Raw genomic sequence first — 15,678 nt, forward strand, 5'->3', positions numbered from 1 at the left:
GCTCTCCTTTCGTTAAATCGTTTCTACTACTTTAGTATCTTACCAAGCATAGAGACTAATTCATCAATTTTAGCCTCTTTTTCCTCATCGCTTTTCGCATCCGCTACACAGCACTTCAGATGTGCCGTAAGTATCTCCTTATTCGCTTTATTTAAAATAGCCTCTGTGGCCATCAGCTGCTGTGAAATGTCAATACAATACCTGTCCTCTTCCACCATTTTTAAGATACCATCCATCTGACCCCTGGCTGTTTTTAACAGCCGGGCGATTTTTTTCTTATCAGCCTGCATATCAGAACTCCTTTCCTTATGTCTGCCGCCTCATAACACCCCCCGGGGGTATAGTCATACTATAAAGCAAAAAAATAAAACTGTCAAGACTTACTAGACAATTTTAATTTACATCAATTGGGGACACCCCAGATCGATTTTGGGACGTGTTCCTTTTAGAAAGAACACGTCCCCTTTTTTACCTTTTTATTTTTTCTTCTTTGCTTTTGCAGATGCAAAGATACTCTGCAGGATTATGAAGAAGCACAGCAGCGCTGCAATGGTAATCTTTGTCCACCAGGAGGAAAGTGTACCCTGGAAGGTAATAAATGCCTCTATAGTACCCTTAATTAATACTCCAAAGAGACTTCCGAAGACATTACCAACACCCCCGGTCAGCAGCGTACCGCCGATTACCGCAGATGCAATGGCATCCATCTCAAATCCTTTTGCCTGCTCTACGAATCCGGAACAGGTATTCAGGCAGAACAGAAATCCGCCCAGGCCTGTGAGAAATCCAGCCAGTATGTAAGCTTTCAGTTTTGTTTTTCTTACGTTCAGTCCCATGAGAAGAGCTGACTGCTCATTCCCGCCCACAGCGTAGATAGAACGTCCGAACTTGGTATATTTCAGCATTATAAACACGATTACCAGCACTAACAGTGCGATGATAACGCTTGGGTAAATATAAGGATAGATCATTACTCCTTTTCTATTTACATATCCTCCAAAAGGAAGATATATTTTATACTTTGCCCAGCTTAAGAACATTTCATTTTTAATACTGATCATGTCCTGGCTGATAATAGCCGTCATACCTCTGGCAAAGAACATTCCCGCTAGTGTTACGATAAAGGGCTGCAGCTTTAGATAGGCTACCAACCACCCCTGTACAAAACCGAATACCAGTCCCATTACCAGTACAATGATAGCCGCCGGGATTGCTCCCATACCTTTATTCTCCATCATCCAGGCCAGCATCATACAAGTCAGGGCAACCACGGAACCAACAGAAATATCAATACCTCCTGTTATCATGACTACCGTCATACCGGCAGCAATGACAATCAGACCGGCATTGGAAATAAACAGATTTAAAAAGTTCTGGGTCTTACCGAATCCCTGCTGATGGAATGCAATGACTCCAATGATATACATGGCGAAGAACAGCACGATGGTAATCAGCAGTAAGAACGCATTACCGTCTATATTCTTCTTGCTTTTCATTTTCTTATTATCCATTATGCCACCTCCTTCTTGGATTCTGCTTTTTCTGAGTGGAATTTACCTGCAATTTTTTTTCTAATCTTAGCAAATTCCGGTGACTGCAGTGCTACAATTACGATAACTACGATTGCCTTATATACCGGAATCTGGTCAGCAGAAACACTCATGGCATATAATGTTGTGGTCAGCGCCTGAATGGTGTAAGCTCCGATAACGCTTCCCATCAAAGAGAACTTTCCGCCTCCCAGTGAGTTGCCGCCCAAGGCAACAGCCAGGATGGCATCCAGCTCCATGTTCAGACCGATATTATTCGCGTCCGCAGAATAGATACGGGATGTTGCAATCATACCTGCGATACCTGCGCATAATCCGCAGAATGCATAAGTAAGGAAGATAATCATTGTGGATTTCAGGCCCACCAGCCTGGATGCCCTGGAGTTTATACCTACGGACTGTATATACATACCTAGGGCCGTCTTCTTCAAAATAATTACGGTTATAATGACAACTGCAATTGCGATGAAAATAGGTGTCGGCAGAGGCAGCCCCGGAATATTAGATCCCAGTAACTTAAAGCTGTCCACACGGATGTAAGTAATCTGTCCCTTTGTTACCAGCTGTGCAATACCACGGCCAGCGGTAAACAGAATCAATGTGGCAACCATAGGCTGTATTTTCATCTTCGCAACCAGGAAGCCGTTAAAGCATCCGCAGATAACACCGACAACAAGAGCCGCTAAAAATCCAAGAATGTAAGGATTCGAATAAGCGTTTACTGCCTGCTGGCCTCCAGCCAGAACAAAACAGCACACAGCGCCTGCCACCGCCATAACCGCACCCACAGAGATGTCGGTTCCTGCGGAGGAGGATACTACCAGTGTCATGCCTACGGCCAGAATTACCAGCTCGCTGGCACGGTTGATAACGTCAATAATATAACCATATAATACCCCGTTTTTCACACTGATCTGGAAAAAGGTAGGTGTTGTAATAATATTAATCATTAACACAATAGCCAGACACAGCAGTGGAAGAAACAGGCGATAGCTTGTAATCTTCTTTAATTTTTCCATTAATTTGCACCTCCTGCGATTGCTTTCATGATGGAATCCTGAGAGAGTTCTTCTTCTTTGAGCTCTCCAACCTTGGAGCCGTCACGAAGTACAGCCATTCGGCTGCAGGTACGAAGCATTTCTTCGATCTCAGAAGAAATGAACATCACAGACATACCCTCGTCTGCCAGCTTAAGCACCAGCTTCTGGATCTCGGTCTTAGTACCGATATCAATACCGCGGGTAGGCTCATCCAGAATCAGAAAATCCGGATTAGTCAAAAGCCATCTGCCCAGGATTACCTTCTGCTGGTTACCGCCGCTGAGCTGTTTAATCGGAGTTTCCCGGTCAGCAGTCTTGATCTGCAGCAGATCTATGTATTTGTCGGTAAATTCTTCCTGCTCCTTCTTACTCAGCAATTTGAACATACCGCGCTTTGCCTGAAGGGCAATGATGATATTCTCGCGCACAGAAAGATCCGCAATGATTCCTTCTGCCTTTCTGTCCTCCGGCAGATATGCCATTCCCTGCATCATAGCATCCAGTGGTGTATTTGCATGGAACTTGCTTCCTTTTACATACAACTCTCCGGAATCTGGTTTATCCGCTCCATAGATACTTCTGGCAAGCTCGGAACGCCCGGATCCTAGCAGGCCGGTAAGACCGATGACCTCTCCTTTATTAATCTTCAGGTCAAAAGGTTTAATCGTGCCTTTATGGCCCAGCTGTCTGGCATCAATAATGACTTCATCTTTAACGCTTGAGGCCCCTTCTTTCTTAATGGCAGCCAAATCATCAAAATCTTTACCCATCATTTTTGCAACCAGCTGTACTCTTGGAAGATCTTCTATCTTATATTCCCCAACAAGCGTACCGTTTCTGAGTACTGTAATTCTGTCACATACCGCATATACCTGTTCCAGGAAATGGGTAACAAAGATAATTCCAACGCCCTGTTCTTTCAGTCGGTTCATCAGATGGAAGAGTTTTTCCACCTCACCGTCGTCAAGAGATGACGTAGGCTCATCCAGTATCAAAACCTTAGCCGACATATCCACCGCTCTGGCAATAGCAATCATCTGCTGAAGAGCTAAGGAATAATTTTCAAGTGCCGCAGTTACATCAATATGAATATCCAGACCTTCCAGTAAAGCCTTAGACTTCTTGTTCATAGTTCTCCAGTCAATCATGCCTCCCTTTTTGGGTTCCCTGCCGATAAACAGATTTTCAGCTACTGACAGATTAGGACATAAGTTAACTTCCTGATACACAGTACTGATTCCATGAATCTGAGCCTCCTGAGGGGATTTGTTGATGATGGGATGGTCAATGCCCTCTATCTTTATTTCACCTGTTTCAAATTCTTCAACGCCTGTTAATACTTTGATCAGAGTAGATTTACCTGCTCCGTTTTCTCCCATAAGTGCATGAATCTCACCTTTTCTAAGAGTAAAATCCACATTCTGCAGAGCTTTTACGCCTGGGAAGTTTTTATCAATATTTCGCATGGTTAATACGATATCCTGCTCCATATCATCTCCGCCTTTCCTGTTTTCATCACTGTTATTCTAAGGCATGAGAGGGGAGCCTTACATAAGGCTCCCCTGCCTCACCGCCCTTGGCCTTCTATCGTTGCGAATGCTTTTAATTATTAATAAGCACGTCCGTCAATGAAATCAGCAGCTGTATCTGCCGGGAATACGCTTTCATCCACATACTGAATCTTCTCTACTTCTTCGCCAGCTTCTAACTTCTGAATAATCTCCTCAACACGGGGTCCGTGTAATGGGTTACACTCTACCGCACAGTTTAAGTCGCCTGCGATCATTGCCTCGAAGGCTGCTTTTACTGCGTCAAAGGAGATGATTGTGATGTCCCCGTCCGGTCCGCAGGTCTTTCCTGCTGCTTTGATAGCGTCGATTGCGCCGAATGCCATATTATCATTCTCTGCGATTACTACATCAATATCATCATAGGATTTCAGGAAGGACTCCATAACTTCCTGACCCTTTGCCTGTGTAAATTCTCCGGTCTGCATATCTAACATATGCCAGTTGCTGTGTTCCTTCAGTTTATTTCCAAAACCTTCGGTACGGCCAACCTGAGCAGATGCTCCGATGGTTCCCTGTAAGGTTACAATATTTACATCTTCTTCGCCTTTTCCTTTAGATTCCAGATACTGTGCCAGCCAGTCTCCTGCGTCTTCACCCTCTTTTACGAAGTTTCCGCCTACCCAGCAGGTATACAGAGAGTCATCGGAAAGATCCATCTGTCTGTCAGAAAGAATAACAGGGATTCCTGCTTCTTTTGCTTCCTGAAGTACGGTTTCCCATCCGGTCTCTACTACAGGTGCTACTACTATGTAATCTACATCCTGCTGAATAAAGCTTCTGATTGCTTTAATCTGGTTTTCCTGTTTCTGCTGTGCGTCATCAAAGATGAGCTTGTATCCGTTTTCTTCTGTAAAAGTAGATTTGAAGGATTCTGTATTAGCAGTTCTCCAGTCAGACTCTGCACCAACCTGTGCATAACCAACTACAATTAAATCATCGTCTCCCTTCGCATCTGCTGCGTCGGCTTCATCCCCAGCTTCTGCGGTGTCTGTGCTCTCTGTTTTTGTGTCAGTGGAAGTAGATTCTGAAGAATCGTTTCCGCAGCCTGCCAGCATCCCTGCCATCATTGTTGCACATAATAACGCGCTTAATACCTTTCTTTTCATGTTGTTCCTCCTTATATACATTTTTATTATTCTTTATCTTCCGGTGCTCTCTGCACCCTGATTACAGTATTAATTCTATCAATTTCCATATAAAAAACAACGGAGAGGCTCCGCTGTTTTGTAATATATTTTTTGATTTTTTTGCTCAAAAGAAGTTTTGTACAATTTAATTGGAAAAAAGTGTGTTATTTTTTGTATTCCTGGAAATACAATTCCTCTCCTGCTTCTTTTTCTGCTTGTATATTCTTTTAAAACTTGTTCATCTTTTCCCTCAGAAATCATAGAATCCCCGCCTGGAAACAAACAGGTCCCCGGAGTTGTTGAAAATCTCCGGGGACCTGTGATAGATGATTTAATTTGCTTCAGATATTCTGATTAGTATGCACGTCCGTCGATGAACTCAGCTGCTGTATCAGCCGGGAATACGCTTTCGTCTACATACTGAATCTTCTCTACTTCTTCACCAGCTTCTAACTTCTGGATGATTTCAGCTACACGAGGTCCGTGTAATGGGTTACACTCTACCGCACAGTTTAAGTCGCCTGCGATCATAGCCTCAAATGCTGCTTTTACTGCGTCGAAGGAGATGATTGTGATGTCGCCCTCTGGTCCGCAGGTCTTTCCTGCTGCTTTGATAGCGTCGATTGCGCCGAATGCCATATTATCATTCTCTGCGATTACTACATCGATATCATCATAGGATTTCAGGAAGGACTCCATAACTTCCTGGCCCTTTGCCTGTGTAAATTCTCCGGTCTGCATATCTAACATCTTCCAGTTGCTGTGTTCTTTCAGTTTGTTTCCAAAACCTTCGGTACGGCCAACCTGAGCAGATGCTCCGATAGTTCCCTGTAAGGTTACGATGTTGATTTCTTCTTCGCCTTTTCCTTTAGACTCCAGATACTGTGCCAGCCAGTCTCCTGCGTCTTCACCCTCTTTTACGAAGTTTCCGCCTACCCAGCAGGTATACAGAGAGTCATCGGAAAGATCCATCTGTCTGTCAGAAAGAATAACAGGGATTCCTGCTTCTTTTGCTTCCTGAAGTACGGTTTCCCATCCGGTTTCTACTACAGGTGCTACTACTATGTAATCTACATCCTGCTGAATAAAGCTTCTGATTGCTTTAATCTGGTTTTCCTGTTTCTGCTGTGCGTCATCAAAGATGAGCTTGTATCCGTTTTCTTCTGTAAAAGTAGATTTGAAGGATTCTGTATTAGCAGTTCTCCAGTCAGACTCTGCACCAACCTGTGCATAACCAACTACGATTAAATCGTCATCTCCTGCTTTCGCGTCACTGGCATCAGCCTCATCCCCAGCTTCTGCAGTATCTGTGCTCTCTGTCTTTGTCTCTGTGTCAGTGGAAGTGGATTCTGAAGAGTCGTTTCCGCAGCCTGCCAGCATCCCTGCCATCATTGTTGCACATAATAACGCGCTTAATACCTTTCTTTTCATACTTTAGTTCCTCCTTATTATAGTTTAATAGTATCCATTCAGATGTTTTTTACATCCTTCTGATGTATCTAATTCTACCAAGTTTAAAAATAAAAAAAACCGAAAACTTCCTCTATTTTGTATTTTATCTTACGATTTTTTTAGTTTTTGGCTGTTTGTTAGATATTTTTTGAAAAAGGTATAATTTCTTTTAACCAAGTGCGGGCAAGGTGACTGTCACTGTGGTACCGCAGGCCTTTTTGCTCTCAAAAGACAGACCGTATTCGTCCCCGTATGTAATTTGAATCCTCTCATTTACATTTCTAAGGCCAAAGCTGCCGCCTTTTTTTCCTTTACGCTCTTTTACATGGTCTTCCAGGGCCTTAAGCTCTTCCTCATCCATCCCGATCCCGTTATCTGTAACCTTAAATACAATTATGTTTTCCACCTTGTATCCTTTTACCCAAATTTTCCCTCCGCCTCTTTTGTTTTTAATTCCATGATACAGTGCATTTTCCACCAGTGGCTGCAGGGTGAGCTTTAAAATCAGGTTTGTATATAAGGAAGGTTCAATGTCAATCTCATATTCCATAATATCCTGATAGCGAAACTGCTGGATAATCAGATAGCTGCGGATGTGCGCTTCCTCCTCCTGTATGGTAATCATTTCCTTGCCCTCGCTGAGCACAGTTCTGAAAAAATCAGATAAGGCGGATACCATCTGCACAACTTGTTTCGTATCCCCGCCCTCAGCCAGCCACATAATCGTATCCAGCGTATTGTAGAGAAAATGGGGATTAATCTGGGCCTGGAGAAGGCGCAGCTCCGTAACCCGCAGCTTTTTCTGTTCTTTCTTAATATCCTCCACCAGGACTGCGATGGCCCCCTTCATATGGTTAAAGCTGTTGGTCAGTACCTGGAGCTCATTGCCGGAGTCAATTTCCGTAGGGGAAGTAAAATCCCCGTGGGCAACCAGCTCTGTGGCAGCACATAATTCCCGGATGGGGTTTGTTACACTGTTTGCAATTTTTCTGGAGATCAGTATACTGATGCCCAGTATCCCAATCAGAGCGGCTGTACTTATCTGTACCGAGTGACTGATGCTGCTGGAAAGATCCTGGCGGATTTCCTCAAATCCTAAAGTTTCATAGTAAACATATTCCTGTATGTTTTCCTGGACATCTTCTGTAATAATATAGATTCCGTTGATCAGGATATTCATATTGTCCGCATAGTACCCGCTAAGCTTCACCTGTTTTTCCATCTTGTTAATGCTGTCATCCAGAGTATTCAGGCACTTTAATATCCAGCGTATCCTTCTGGCATTTTTTTGGTCCTTTGTCACAGTGAGCAGATACTGAAAATCCGTTCTGGCATTTCCAATCAGTTCCTTCGGATCCTGGATCCTCTGCCCCTCATACTGATCCCTGGGATCCTTGGCCGCCACCAGTTCATCTGCAGTCTTTCCCCCGATTACCATGCGGTACGCAGTATAATCCACACAGTCTTTAAATGTAGTATTATATCGGTTGACCACTGAAATGTTATTTACAACACTGTCATATTTCTGTCCGTAAGAAAGCAGCATAAAAGTCAGAGAGAGCACCAGGATACACAATGGCACCAATATGCTGCAGGTAAGCACAGTAAGCCGCTTTCTCAGAGATAATTTCATCATCATAGAATTACCTGCCTCTCATCCGGTATTCTTTTGGGGTACAGCCTGTTTCCTTTTTAAATATGTAACTAAAGTAGTGGGAGTCCTTATATCCTACCTGATAGCCTATCTCTGAGGCCCGAAGATTTGTACACATAAGAAGCTCCTTTGCCTTTTCGATCCTAACCTCAGTGAGATATTCGGTAAATGTCTGTCCGGTCTCCTGGCTGAAGATGCTGCTGAAATAGCTGGGACTGATATTGACATTGGTCGCCACGGTATTCAGGGAGATGTCATTGTGGTAATAGTTTTCCTTAATATAATGTTTGGCTTCCTCCAGCAGCAGATGAAACTTTCCCTTAGATGCGTTGTCTCTGAGCTGGATTGCTTCGGAGAAAAGCTTCCGCAGACGGAACTTCAGATTTTCTATGGAAAGGATCTTTGTGGCCGTCTCATTAATATTCTGCAGCTCCTCCGGCAATTTGTCCGGATTTACCCCCAGCCCTTCCAGGAATCCAAGCACACAGGCAAATAGATCCATGACAATATACTGCCGGAACATCAAGGATTTATAGTTGCTTTCCCCTACCCGCAGGAAATACTCTTCAATAAAATTGTCTACTTCCTCAATCGTACCATTTTTCAGAAAATCTTCTACTTCTTTTCGATCCATCTGGGAAGACTGAATGGCATTGAGATCGATTTTATCCTCGTTTAGGTGATGCATTTTGCTCACATCTTTATAGCTGATTATTTTATTCCACTCTGTAAAGAATCTGCTGGAAAATGCCTTGCTGGCCGCATCATACGACTGGCTCAGATCTCTTAGACGCTGCACTACGCTGCCGATCCCTCCGAAATATTCCACACTGTGGTACCCGTCCATCACAGCCTTCAGGGCTCTTACAAACTCTGCCGTAAAATCCTGCAGCTCTTCTTCGCCATCCCCCTTAATGACAAAGGCCAGGCCTTCCAATCCTCTGTCGAAGGTCAGTACCTGCTCATAGGAGGCCGCCAGATCCATGATCTCTTTTGACGCTTTCACCAGCGCCTCGGAATAGCAGCTGGAGTCTCCGTAGATAACAGTCTTAAACATCATTACCAGATAAGCCGGGGCGGTGAGCTCCAGACCCAAGTCCTGCGCCTCCTCCATAATCTCCATAGCGGAGCTTTGTCCAGCAAGTATTTTCTGGAACAGGTTTTGGCGTTTGATGGTAATATTCTCTCTCATCTCATTTTCGTACTGCTCCATCATTTTCAGCTGCTCCTGCTCCTTTTCAATCACAGCCGCCACCTCTTTGATTGATTCCAGAAGCTTAGCAGAGCTGATAGGCTTCAGCAGGTAATCGGTAACCCCAATGCTAATAGCCTGTTTTGCATAGTCGAATTCTCCATATCCGCTGAGAATGATAATCTTGGTATTAGGCATTTCTTTTTTCACAATACTGCTTAATTCCAATCCATCCATAAAAGGCATTTTAATATCTGTGATTAGGATATCCGGCTTCGTCTTCTTTATCAGCGGATACGCCAGTTCCCCGTCACTGGCCTCCCCCACAAAAACAAAGCCTTCTTTTTCCCAGGGTATATTATTCTTAATCCCCTTGCGCATAACTACTTCGTCTTCCACTAAAAACACTTTTAACACGTTTTTCTCCTCCTCCAGCCTTTCCCATTTCTGTGAACGTCAATGAGATATGAACAACCGCAGAAACCTGCGGTATGCCCGCCCGCAGCGTATGTAGTAAGGGGTGCCATCCTGTATGCCCCTAAGTTCCGCTGTATATTAAAGGCAGAAATCTCCAAGGAATTAATTGAAGTCTTCTGCCTCATATTACCTATATAGCTTCATGGAGGATTATAACAGATTTCACAGATTCTGTCTCTCCACGCATTTACTAAAAAGGTGGATTTTTTTGGAAATTTATTTTTGTTGTACGTTTTTATATGATTTTTGTTTAATTTCTTACGATTTCATCACAATAAGAGGGATATGTTCCTTTCGGAACACATCCCTCGCTGTAATACTTCTACTCTATCTTGTTCTGGTCCATACACCGGACTTATTTACATAATATTTTCCGATCCATGTGTTGGAAGCCATAGCTCCGTTGTCTCTCAGATAATACCATCTGCTGCCGTCTTTCAGCCAGCCCGTTGCCATTGCCCCATTTGACTTCAGATAGTACCAGGTCTTTCCGTCCAGCAGCCAGCCTGTCGCCATTGCCCCGTTAGACTTCAGATAGTACCAAGTCTTTCCGTCCAGCAGCCAGCCTGTCGCCATTGCTCCGCTGGATTTTAGATAATACCAGGTCTTTCCATCCAGCAGCCAGCCTGTCACCATTGCTCCGTTGGACTTCAGGTAGTACCAGGTGCTTCCTAACTGCAGCCAGCCCGTTGCCATTGCTCCGCTGGATTTCAGGTAATACCAGGTCTTTCCATCCAGCAACCAGCCGGTTGCCATTGCCCCGCTGGATTTCAGATAGTACCAGGTGCTTCCTAACTGCAGCCAGCCTGTCGCCATTGCTCCGCTGGATTTTAAATAATACCAGGTGGTCCCAAGCTGCAGCCAGCCTGTTGCCATTGCCCCGCTGGATTTCAGATAGTACCAGGTGCTTCCCAGCTGCAGCCAGCCTGTCTGCATATAACCGCTCTTATCAAAATGATACCACTTACCGTCAATCAATTTCCAGTCATCTTCCACGTAAGTGCCGTCTTCCTTCATATACAGCCATCTGTCGCCGTCCTGCTGCCATCCTTCTTTCTTCTCTTCTACATCCCCTTTCACCACATGAATCGTATACTGGGTTAAACTCTTGTGATCCTGTGCTTTGCTTGTAAGGAGGATTTCTGTTGCGTCTCCCTCTAGTTTTACCAGACGTGCTTTTGTATCGTCAAACAGCACCTCTCCGTCGTATACCAGACCGCTGGCCTTTATGGGAACAGCCGTCATTCTTACTGACTTTGAGTCTCTGGGAACGGTTAAAGTGTATTCTTTAACATCCCCCTTAAATTCAGGTGAAAGTTCACCCATATCGAAGGAAAGCTGCTTTAATTCAGCGTTAGTATCATAATCTGTTCCCACACTTACGCCAAATAGACCTCCTACAAAGCCTCCCGTAGACTGGAACTTCACTGTGATACTGTCTCCCTCCAGATATTTTCCGGGTATTTCTCTTTTTACTGTATAGAATCCGTCCGATGTCAAAGGATATTCTGTATCAGATAATGTTTCAGTGACGAATTTTTCTCCGTTTATATAAATATCAAAGCTTCTGCCCTTATCTCCGCCATAATAAGTTGTAAACAGATAATTTTTCCCAGCCTCTTTATTCACAGGCAATTCGTAGCTGAACCAACCGTCCTTTTCTGCATGCCGGTATTGTCTTCCTCCATAGGTACCCACCTCAGAATTCTCAGAATGTTTCAGTCCAAGAGAGAACTCTGAGTTATTATTGTCAAAGTTTGTCAGGTACGCAGAGCTGCTTTCCTTTTCTCTTAATGTCTCTTTGCTTTCCAGCAATTTTTGCTGGTATTTCTCGGAATCAGGCTCTGAGAGATTCATATATAATCCATATCTTTCGTTGTACCGCAGATAGTGAGGCGTGTAGAACAGCTTATCATCCTGATCCGTTCCCCTCAGCGCAAACTGCACCTGTCCGTCCTCTGTGTCTTCGATGCGGACCAGATTCTCTTTGATGCCTGCCTTCCAGTCCTCTACCTTCTCATCTGTCATGGTGATGGTGTCAGCAGCTGATTTGTCCAGAACAGGCGCATATACAATGATGCCTGCCCCCTCTCTTTGATCCATATTATTGGTGCCGAGTCCCGTGCTCAAGGCAACAGGGCCATATCGGAAAGCCACCATGGAACTGTCATCAGGCATTTCATATACCTGTACTTCCATGGGCAGGGTAATCTCAACCTTATCTCCCGCTTTCAGGCCGTCAAGCTGATAGTAACTATCCGTCACCTTTAATTCAGATGCTGTCCCGTTAATGGTTACAGCTGCCTTTCCTGCCAGCCAGTCAGGCTTTCTTACCATTACAGCCCCGCCCTCCGGAACTGCTGCTACGGTAAAGCTCACTTTATCACTGTTCGGTATATTGGCTTCCTGGGAAATTTGGAATTCGCTGTCTGTATACGCAGAGCTGAAGAACATATTTACAAACAGCTGATTTCCTTTTTTCAGATAAATGGTATCTCCCAGTTTGGTAAAGTTCTCCATGCCAGTTCCGGTACAGCACCAGAAGCTGTCATAAGGGGAACTGTAGAGTTTGTAATATCCCGGAGCCATTGGCTGGAAGTACATACTCATTCCGGTCTCAGGATTCTGGGAGGATAAGATCGCATTAATATATGTATTCTCATAATAATCCATATACTTAACGTCCCCGGTTACCTGGAAAAGGGCCCTGGATAATTTCAGCATATTATACGTATTACAGGTTTCACAGGTTCTGTTATTTGCATACTGCCCCAAAGAGCCTGCGGCGTGAAAATGTTCGGATTCACTGTTGCCTCCTGTAATATAGGTGTGGTCTTTTACAACAATATCCCAGAAGTTCTCTGCAGCTGTCAGATACATTTCCAGATTATCTTTTTCTTCCTGTGTCAGTTCTCCATAGTAGCGTTCCTGTGTCAGTACGGTATAGCGTTTTAAAGCGCCGATGAACTTCGGTATGGTAGTGTTGGCATGCTTTCCGTTTAACACATCCTTTCCCTGACTCAGCTGTACAAACAACTCGGTTTCATCAAAGCATTCTGCCGCTGACTTGTAGTCCGGGTTTCCGGTAATGTTATACAGCTCGTACAGCGCCTCGTTCATGCCGCCATATTCAATCGTCAGCATTCTCTTCTTTTGGGCGTCCGTCCATGTGCTGGTTCTGGAAGTATAGATATAATCTCCGAAGCCCATAGCGACTTCCAAAGCCTCTTCCCCTACCTGTCCGTCCACATTCTTCGCAATATCGATCAGACCAGCCAGTACCTTATGCAGGTTATACCAAGGTACCAGTACATTCTCATCAGTTCCGCCGCTTCCCTGCACAGCATCCAGGGCGCTCTCTCTGAACGCAGATATATACCCCTTGCTTTCCGGATGTGTAGTTCCATAGCTGTCCTGGCACTCTTTCAAACCAGCCACCGCATCAGACATCTGTTCCAAAAGAGCAGTCTTCGTAGCCTCGTCTTTGCAGCCAAGGTAAGCCTGAGACAGCGCCGACATGTAATGTCCGAAGGTATGTCCCCGGAAGTTTGTATCGTTGCTTCTCTCCCATCCGCCATAGCCGCTGTCTGTTAGTGGATCCAGGCCGGCCACCCTGTAGAATTCATATAAGAACTTGTTGGAGGACATGGAAAGCAGGTAATCATACTCTTTCTGCTGTGCATTCACAAGGTAGCTGTCTGACAGAGTCACCTTGTCCATCCCGTTATTAGTAAGATTCCAATTAGCGGCAGATACTACCACTTTGCACTCTTTTACAGCCGTATAGTCCTTCCCGTAAGCAAGATGAGCCGTCATGGTAACCTCCGCGTCCGCATCCTCCGGAAGCGTTACCTTACCGTCGTCTGTGATAATGTCTTTGCGGCTGGATTCCCAGGTAATGGTGCTGCCGTTTGTCCCCTTATCAGGCAGCTCCAGATCCTTTCTGGTATATGCCGGAAGAGATAACGCCTCTGCGTCCGCGTCGACCAGCGTCTGCCTGTCAAAGGCCTGCGTTTCCTCAAACAGCTCCAATACTTCGTCCTGGGTAGACGCATGGTTCAAAAGAGCCACATTATCCATGGCAAAGATACCATAAGTACTGTTATGCACGGGACCGTTATATCCCAACGCTTTTTTCATCTCATTTCCCTGATCAATGGTTCCGTCTGCCCCGTCTGTTCCAATAGGACTAAATACGGTTACCTTTTGCCGGATTCCATTCCGGTACATGGTAACTTCCTTGGTTGTATCGTCAAAGCTGACAGCTATGTGCGTCCACTCTCCCACCGGGAAAAACTCGCTTCTGTCCGCCTCTACCCCAACCTTGTATGGCTGTTTCCAGTCATTGGAAGATCCAATCGATATACTCAGCGGTTTATCTTTGTTTTCAGAAGACAGATACCAGCCATCTGAATAGTAGGCTTCTTTATTCCACACAAAAAGATGTTCCCCGCCTCCCATGTCCTGGGTTGGATTTACCCAGAAAGAGAAGGTAAGGCTGGAGGGATTTAAAGAAGCGTCGGTTCCCAAATCAACATAGGTTTTTCCTTTCAGCTCCAGCGCCTGGGTTCCCTCGGCAGCGCCCTGGATATACCCATAGTTCTCCCCAACAATCGTAACGGGATGCTTTTTCTCAGAAGTGTCTGTGGTATCTCCGTCAAAGGCCAAGTTCAGAACCCTTTCCTCTGTGAAGGAAGGATCCGGTTCTTCGCCTTCCCCTGAGGTGTCTGCATACAGCTTATAAAGCTCCTGTACCTGAGCATCGTCAGCCACTGCACTGTATACCGCATACTCATCCAGACTGATATTGGAACAGCCGCCATTGTGAACCGTGCCATTGTTGCCCAGAGTTTTCGTACAGTCAGATCCATGTATTCCACTGCTGGAATTGTATTTTGCCTTTACCGTCAGTTTTTCTCCGTTTCTGTACATAGCTGCTTCCTGGGTCTCTGCGTTATAAGTCACTGCCACATGTACCCATTCACCAGCGGGGAAAAACTCGGAGCGTTTGCCTTCCACATAATATTCCTGTGGCTGGCTGCCGCTGACTGCCGTTCCCACAGATAAAAACAGTGGGTTATTGTCTGTGGTGTTCAGATACCAGCCATCTTCATTATATGCTCCCTTATTCCAGGTAATCAGCTGCTCCCCTGACAACGCTGCATTTGCCTTTACCCATACAGAGGCCGTCAGATTCTCAGGCTGTATATCCTGTTCCGTTCCCAGATCAATGTAGGTAGCACCGTCTAGCTGCAAGGCCTCTCCGCTCACCCCTTCTGTGTAGACAGCTTCCTTCTCACCGCCGTCCTGGCCCCTGGCCAGCACACTTCTGTCCGTAAGCACTTTATCCTCCAGGGTTCCGTCAAAGGACATCTCCAGCGTCTTACTCTCATTCAGCAAAGCCAGAATGTCCGATTCCGCGTATACCGGCAGCGATGGAAGAATACTTCCGGCCAACATAACCCCTGTGAGAACAAATGCAGTAGATTGTGTTGCAATCTTTTTCTTTTTTCTCATAAATGTACGCTCCTTTTCTCATTTTTCAATGATTTCATTGTATATAAACAGATTTCACGCTTCCACAGAGGCCCATTGGAATTAAGTGGAATATGATA

Annotated in this window: 10 protein-coding genes; all 10 read right to left on the bottom strand. The window is 45.0% G+C overall.

The genetic code is table 11. The annotated features are described in order from the left end of the window. Positions 1–26: 26 nt before the first annotated feature. Entirely contained in the window at positions 27–290 is a 264-nt protein-coding gene (locus GKG41_RS09380) for a metal-sensing transcriptional repressor (protein WP_154258258.1), read from the bottom strand. A gap of 186 nt (positions 291–476) precedes the next feature. Next, complete coding sequence (locus GKG41_RS09385; RefSeq protein ID WP_154258349.1) at positions 477–1,496, bottom strand: sugar ABC transporter permease YjfF; 1,020 nt, start codon at positions 1,494–1,496, stop codon at positions 477–479. A 14-nt stretch (positions 1,497–1,510) separates the two neighbouring features. Next, the gene (locus tag GKG41_RS09390; RefSeq protein WP_154258259.1) at positions 1,511–2,569 is read right to left on the bottom strand and encodes an ABC transporter permease; all 1,059 of its coding nucleotides are present in this window, start codon (positions 2,567–2,569) and stop codon (positions 1,511–1,513) included. Then, positions 2,569–4,080, bottom strand: coding sequence for a sugar ABC transporter ATP-binding protein (locus tag GKG41_RS09395; RefSeq protein WP_154258260.1), 1,512 nt, complete (start codon positions 4,078–4,080; stop codon positions 2,569–2,571). Before GKG41_RS09395 ends, GKG41_RS09390 begins: the two co-directional genes overlap by 1 nt. 119 nt (positions 4,081–4,199) lie before the next feature. Next, on the bottom strand, positions 4,200–5,267 hold the full coding sequence (locus tag GKG41_RS09400; protein ID WP_154258261.1) for an ABC transporter substrate-binding protein: 1,068 nt from the start codon (positions 5,265–5,267) through the stop codon (positions 4,200–4,202). Positions 5,268–5,345: 78 nt separating this feature from the next. Then, the gene (locus GKG41_RS09405; protein WP_154258262.1) at positions 5,346–5,549 is read right to left on the bottom strand and encodes a hypothetical protein; all 204 of its coding nucleotides are present in this window, start codon (positions 5,547–5,549) and stop codon (positions 5,346–5,348) included. 93 nt (positions 5,550–5,642) lie between these two features. Next, complete coding sequence (locus GKG41_RS09410) at positions 5,643–6,719, bottom strand: ABC transporter substrate-binding protein (RefSeq protein ID WP_154258263.1); 1,077 nt, start codon at positions 6,717–6,719, stop codon at positions 5,643–5,645. A gap of 190 nt (positions 6,720–6,909) precedes the next feature. Next, positions 6,910–8,379: a histidine kinase gene (locus GKG41_RS09415; protein WP_154258264.1), complete on the bottom strand. Its 1,470-nt coding sequence runs from the start codon at positions 8,377–8,379 to the stop codon at positions 6,910–6,912. 4 nt (positions 8,380–8,383) lie between these two features. After that, positions 8,384–10,003 (bottom strand): response regulator, encoded by a 1,620-nt coding sequence (locus GKG41_RS09420; protein WP_226903997.1) that lies wholly within the window; start codon positions 10,001–10,003, stop codon positions 8,384–8,386. A 387-nt stretch (positions 10,004–10,390) separates the two neighbouring features. Then, positions 10,391–15,580: a beta-L-arabinofuranosidase domain-containing protein gene (locus GKG41_RS09425; RefSeq protein WP_154258265.1), complete on the bottom strand. Its 5,190-nt coding sequence runs from the start codon at positions 15,578–15,580 to the stop codon at positions 10,391–10,393. Positions 15,581–15,678 lie beyond the last annotated feature (98 nt).

The sequence above is a fragment of the Lactonifactor sp. BIOML-A5 genome (assembly GCF_009677585.1).
Taxonomy (GTDB): Bacteria; Bacillota; Clostridia; order Lachnospirales; family Lachnospiraceae; genus Lactonifactor.

Coding starts and splice junctions, on each gene's coding strand:
- GKG41_RS09385 (WP_154258349.1), bottom strand. CDS start 1,496: ATGAAAAGCAAGAAGAATATAGACGGTAATGCGTTCTTACTGCTGATT.
- GKG41_RS09425 (WP_154258265.1), bottom strand. CDS start 15,580: ATGAGAAAAAAGAAAAAGATTGCAACACAATCTACTGCATTTGTTCTC.
- GKG41_RS09390 (WP_154258259.1), bottom strand. CDS start 2,569: ATGGAAAAATTAAAGAAGATTACAAGCTATCGCCTGTTTCTTCCACTG.
- GKG41_RS09400 (WP_154258261.1), bottom strand. CDS start 5,267: ATGAAAAGAAAGGTATTAAGCGCGTTATTATGTGCAACAATGATGGCA.
- GKG41_RS09415 (WP_154258264.1), bottom strand. CDS start 8,379: ATGATGATGAAATTATCTCTGAGAAAGCGGCTTACTGTGCTTACCTGC.
- GKG41_RS09410 (WP_154258263.1), bottom strand. CDS start 6,719: ATGAAAAGAAAGGTATTAAGCGCGTTATTATGTGCAACAATGATGGCA.
- GKG41_RS09405 (WP_154258262.1), bottom strand. CDS start 5,549: ATGATTTCTGAGGGAAAAGATGAACAAGTTTTAAAAGAATATACAAGC.
- GKG41_RS09380 (WP_154258258.1), bottom strand. CDS start 290: ATGCAGGCTGATAAGAAAAAAATCGCCCGGCTGTTAAAAACAGCCAGG.
- GKG41_RS09395 (WP_154258260.1), bottom strand. CDS start 4,080: ATGGAGCAGGATATCGTATTAACCATGCGAAATATTGATAAAAACTTC.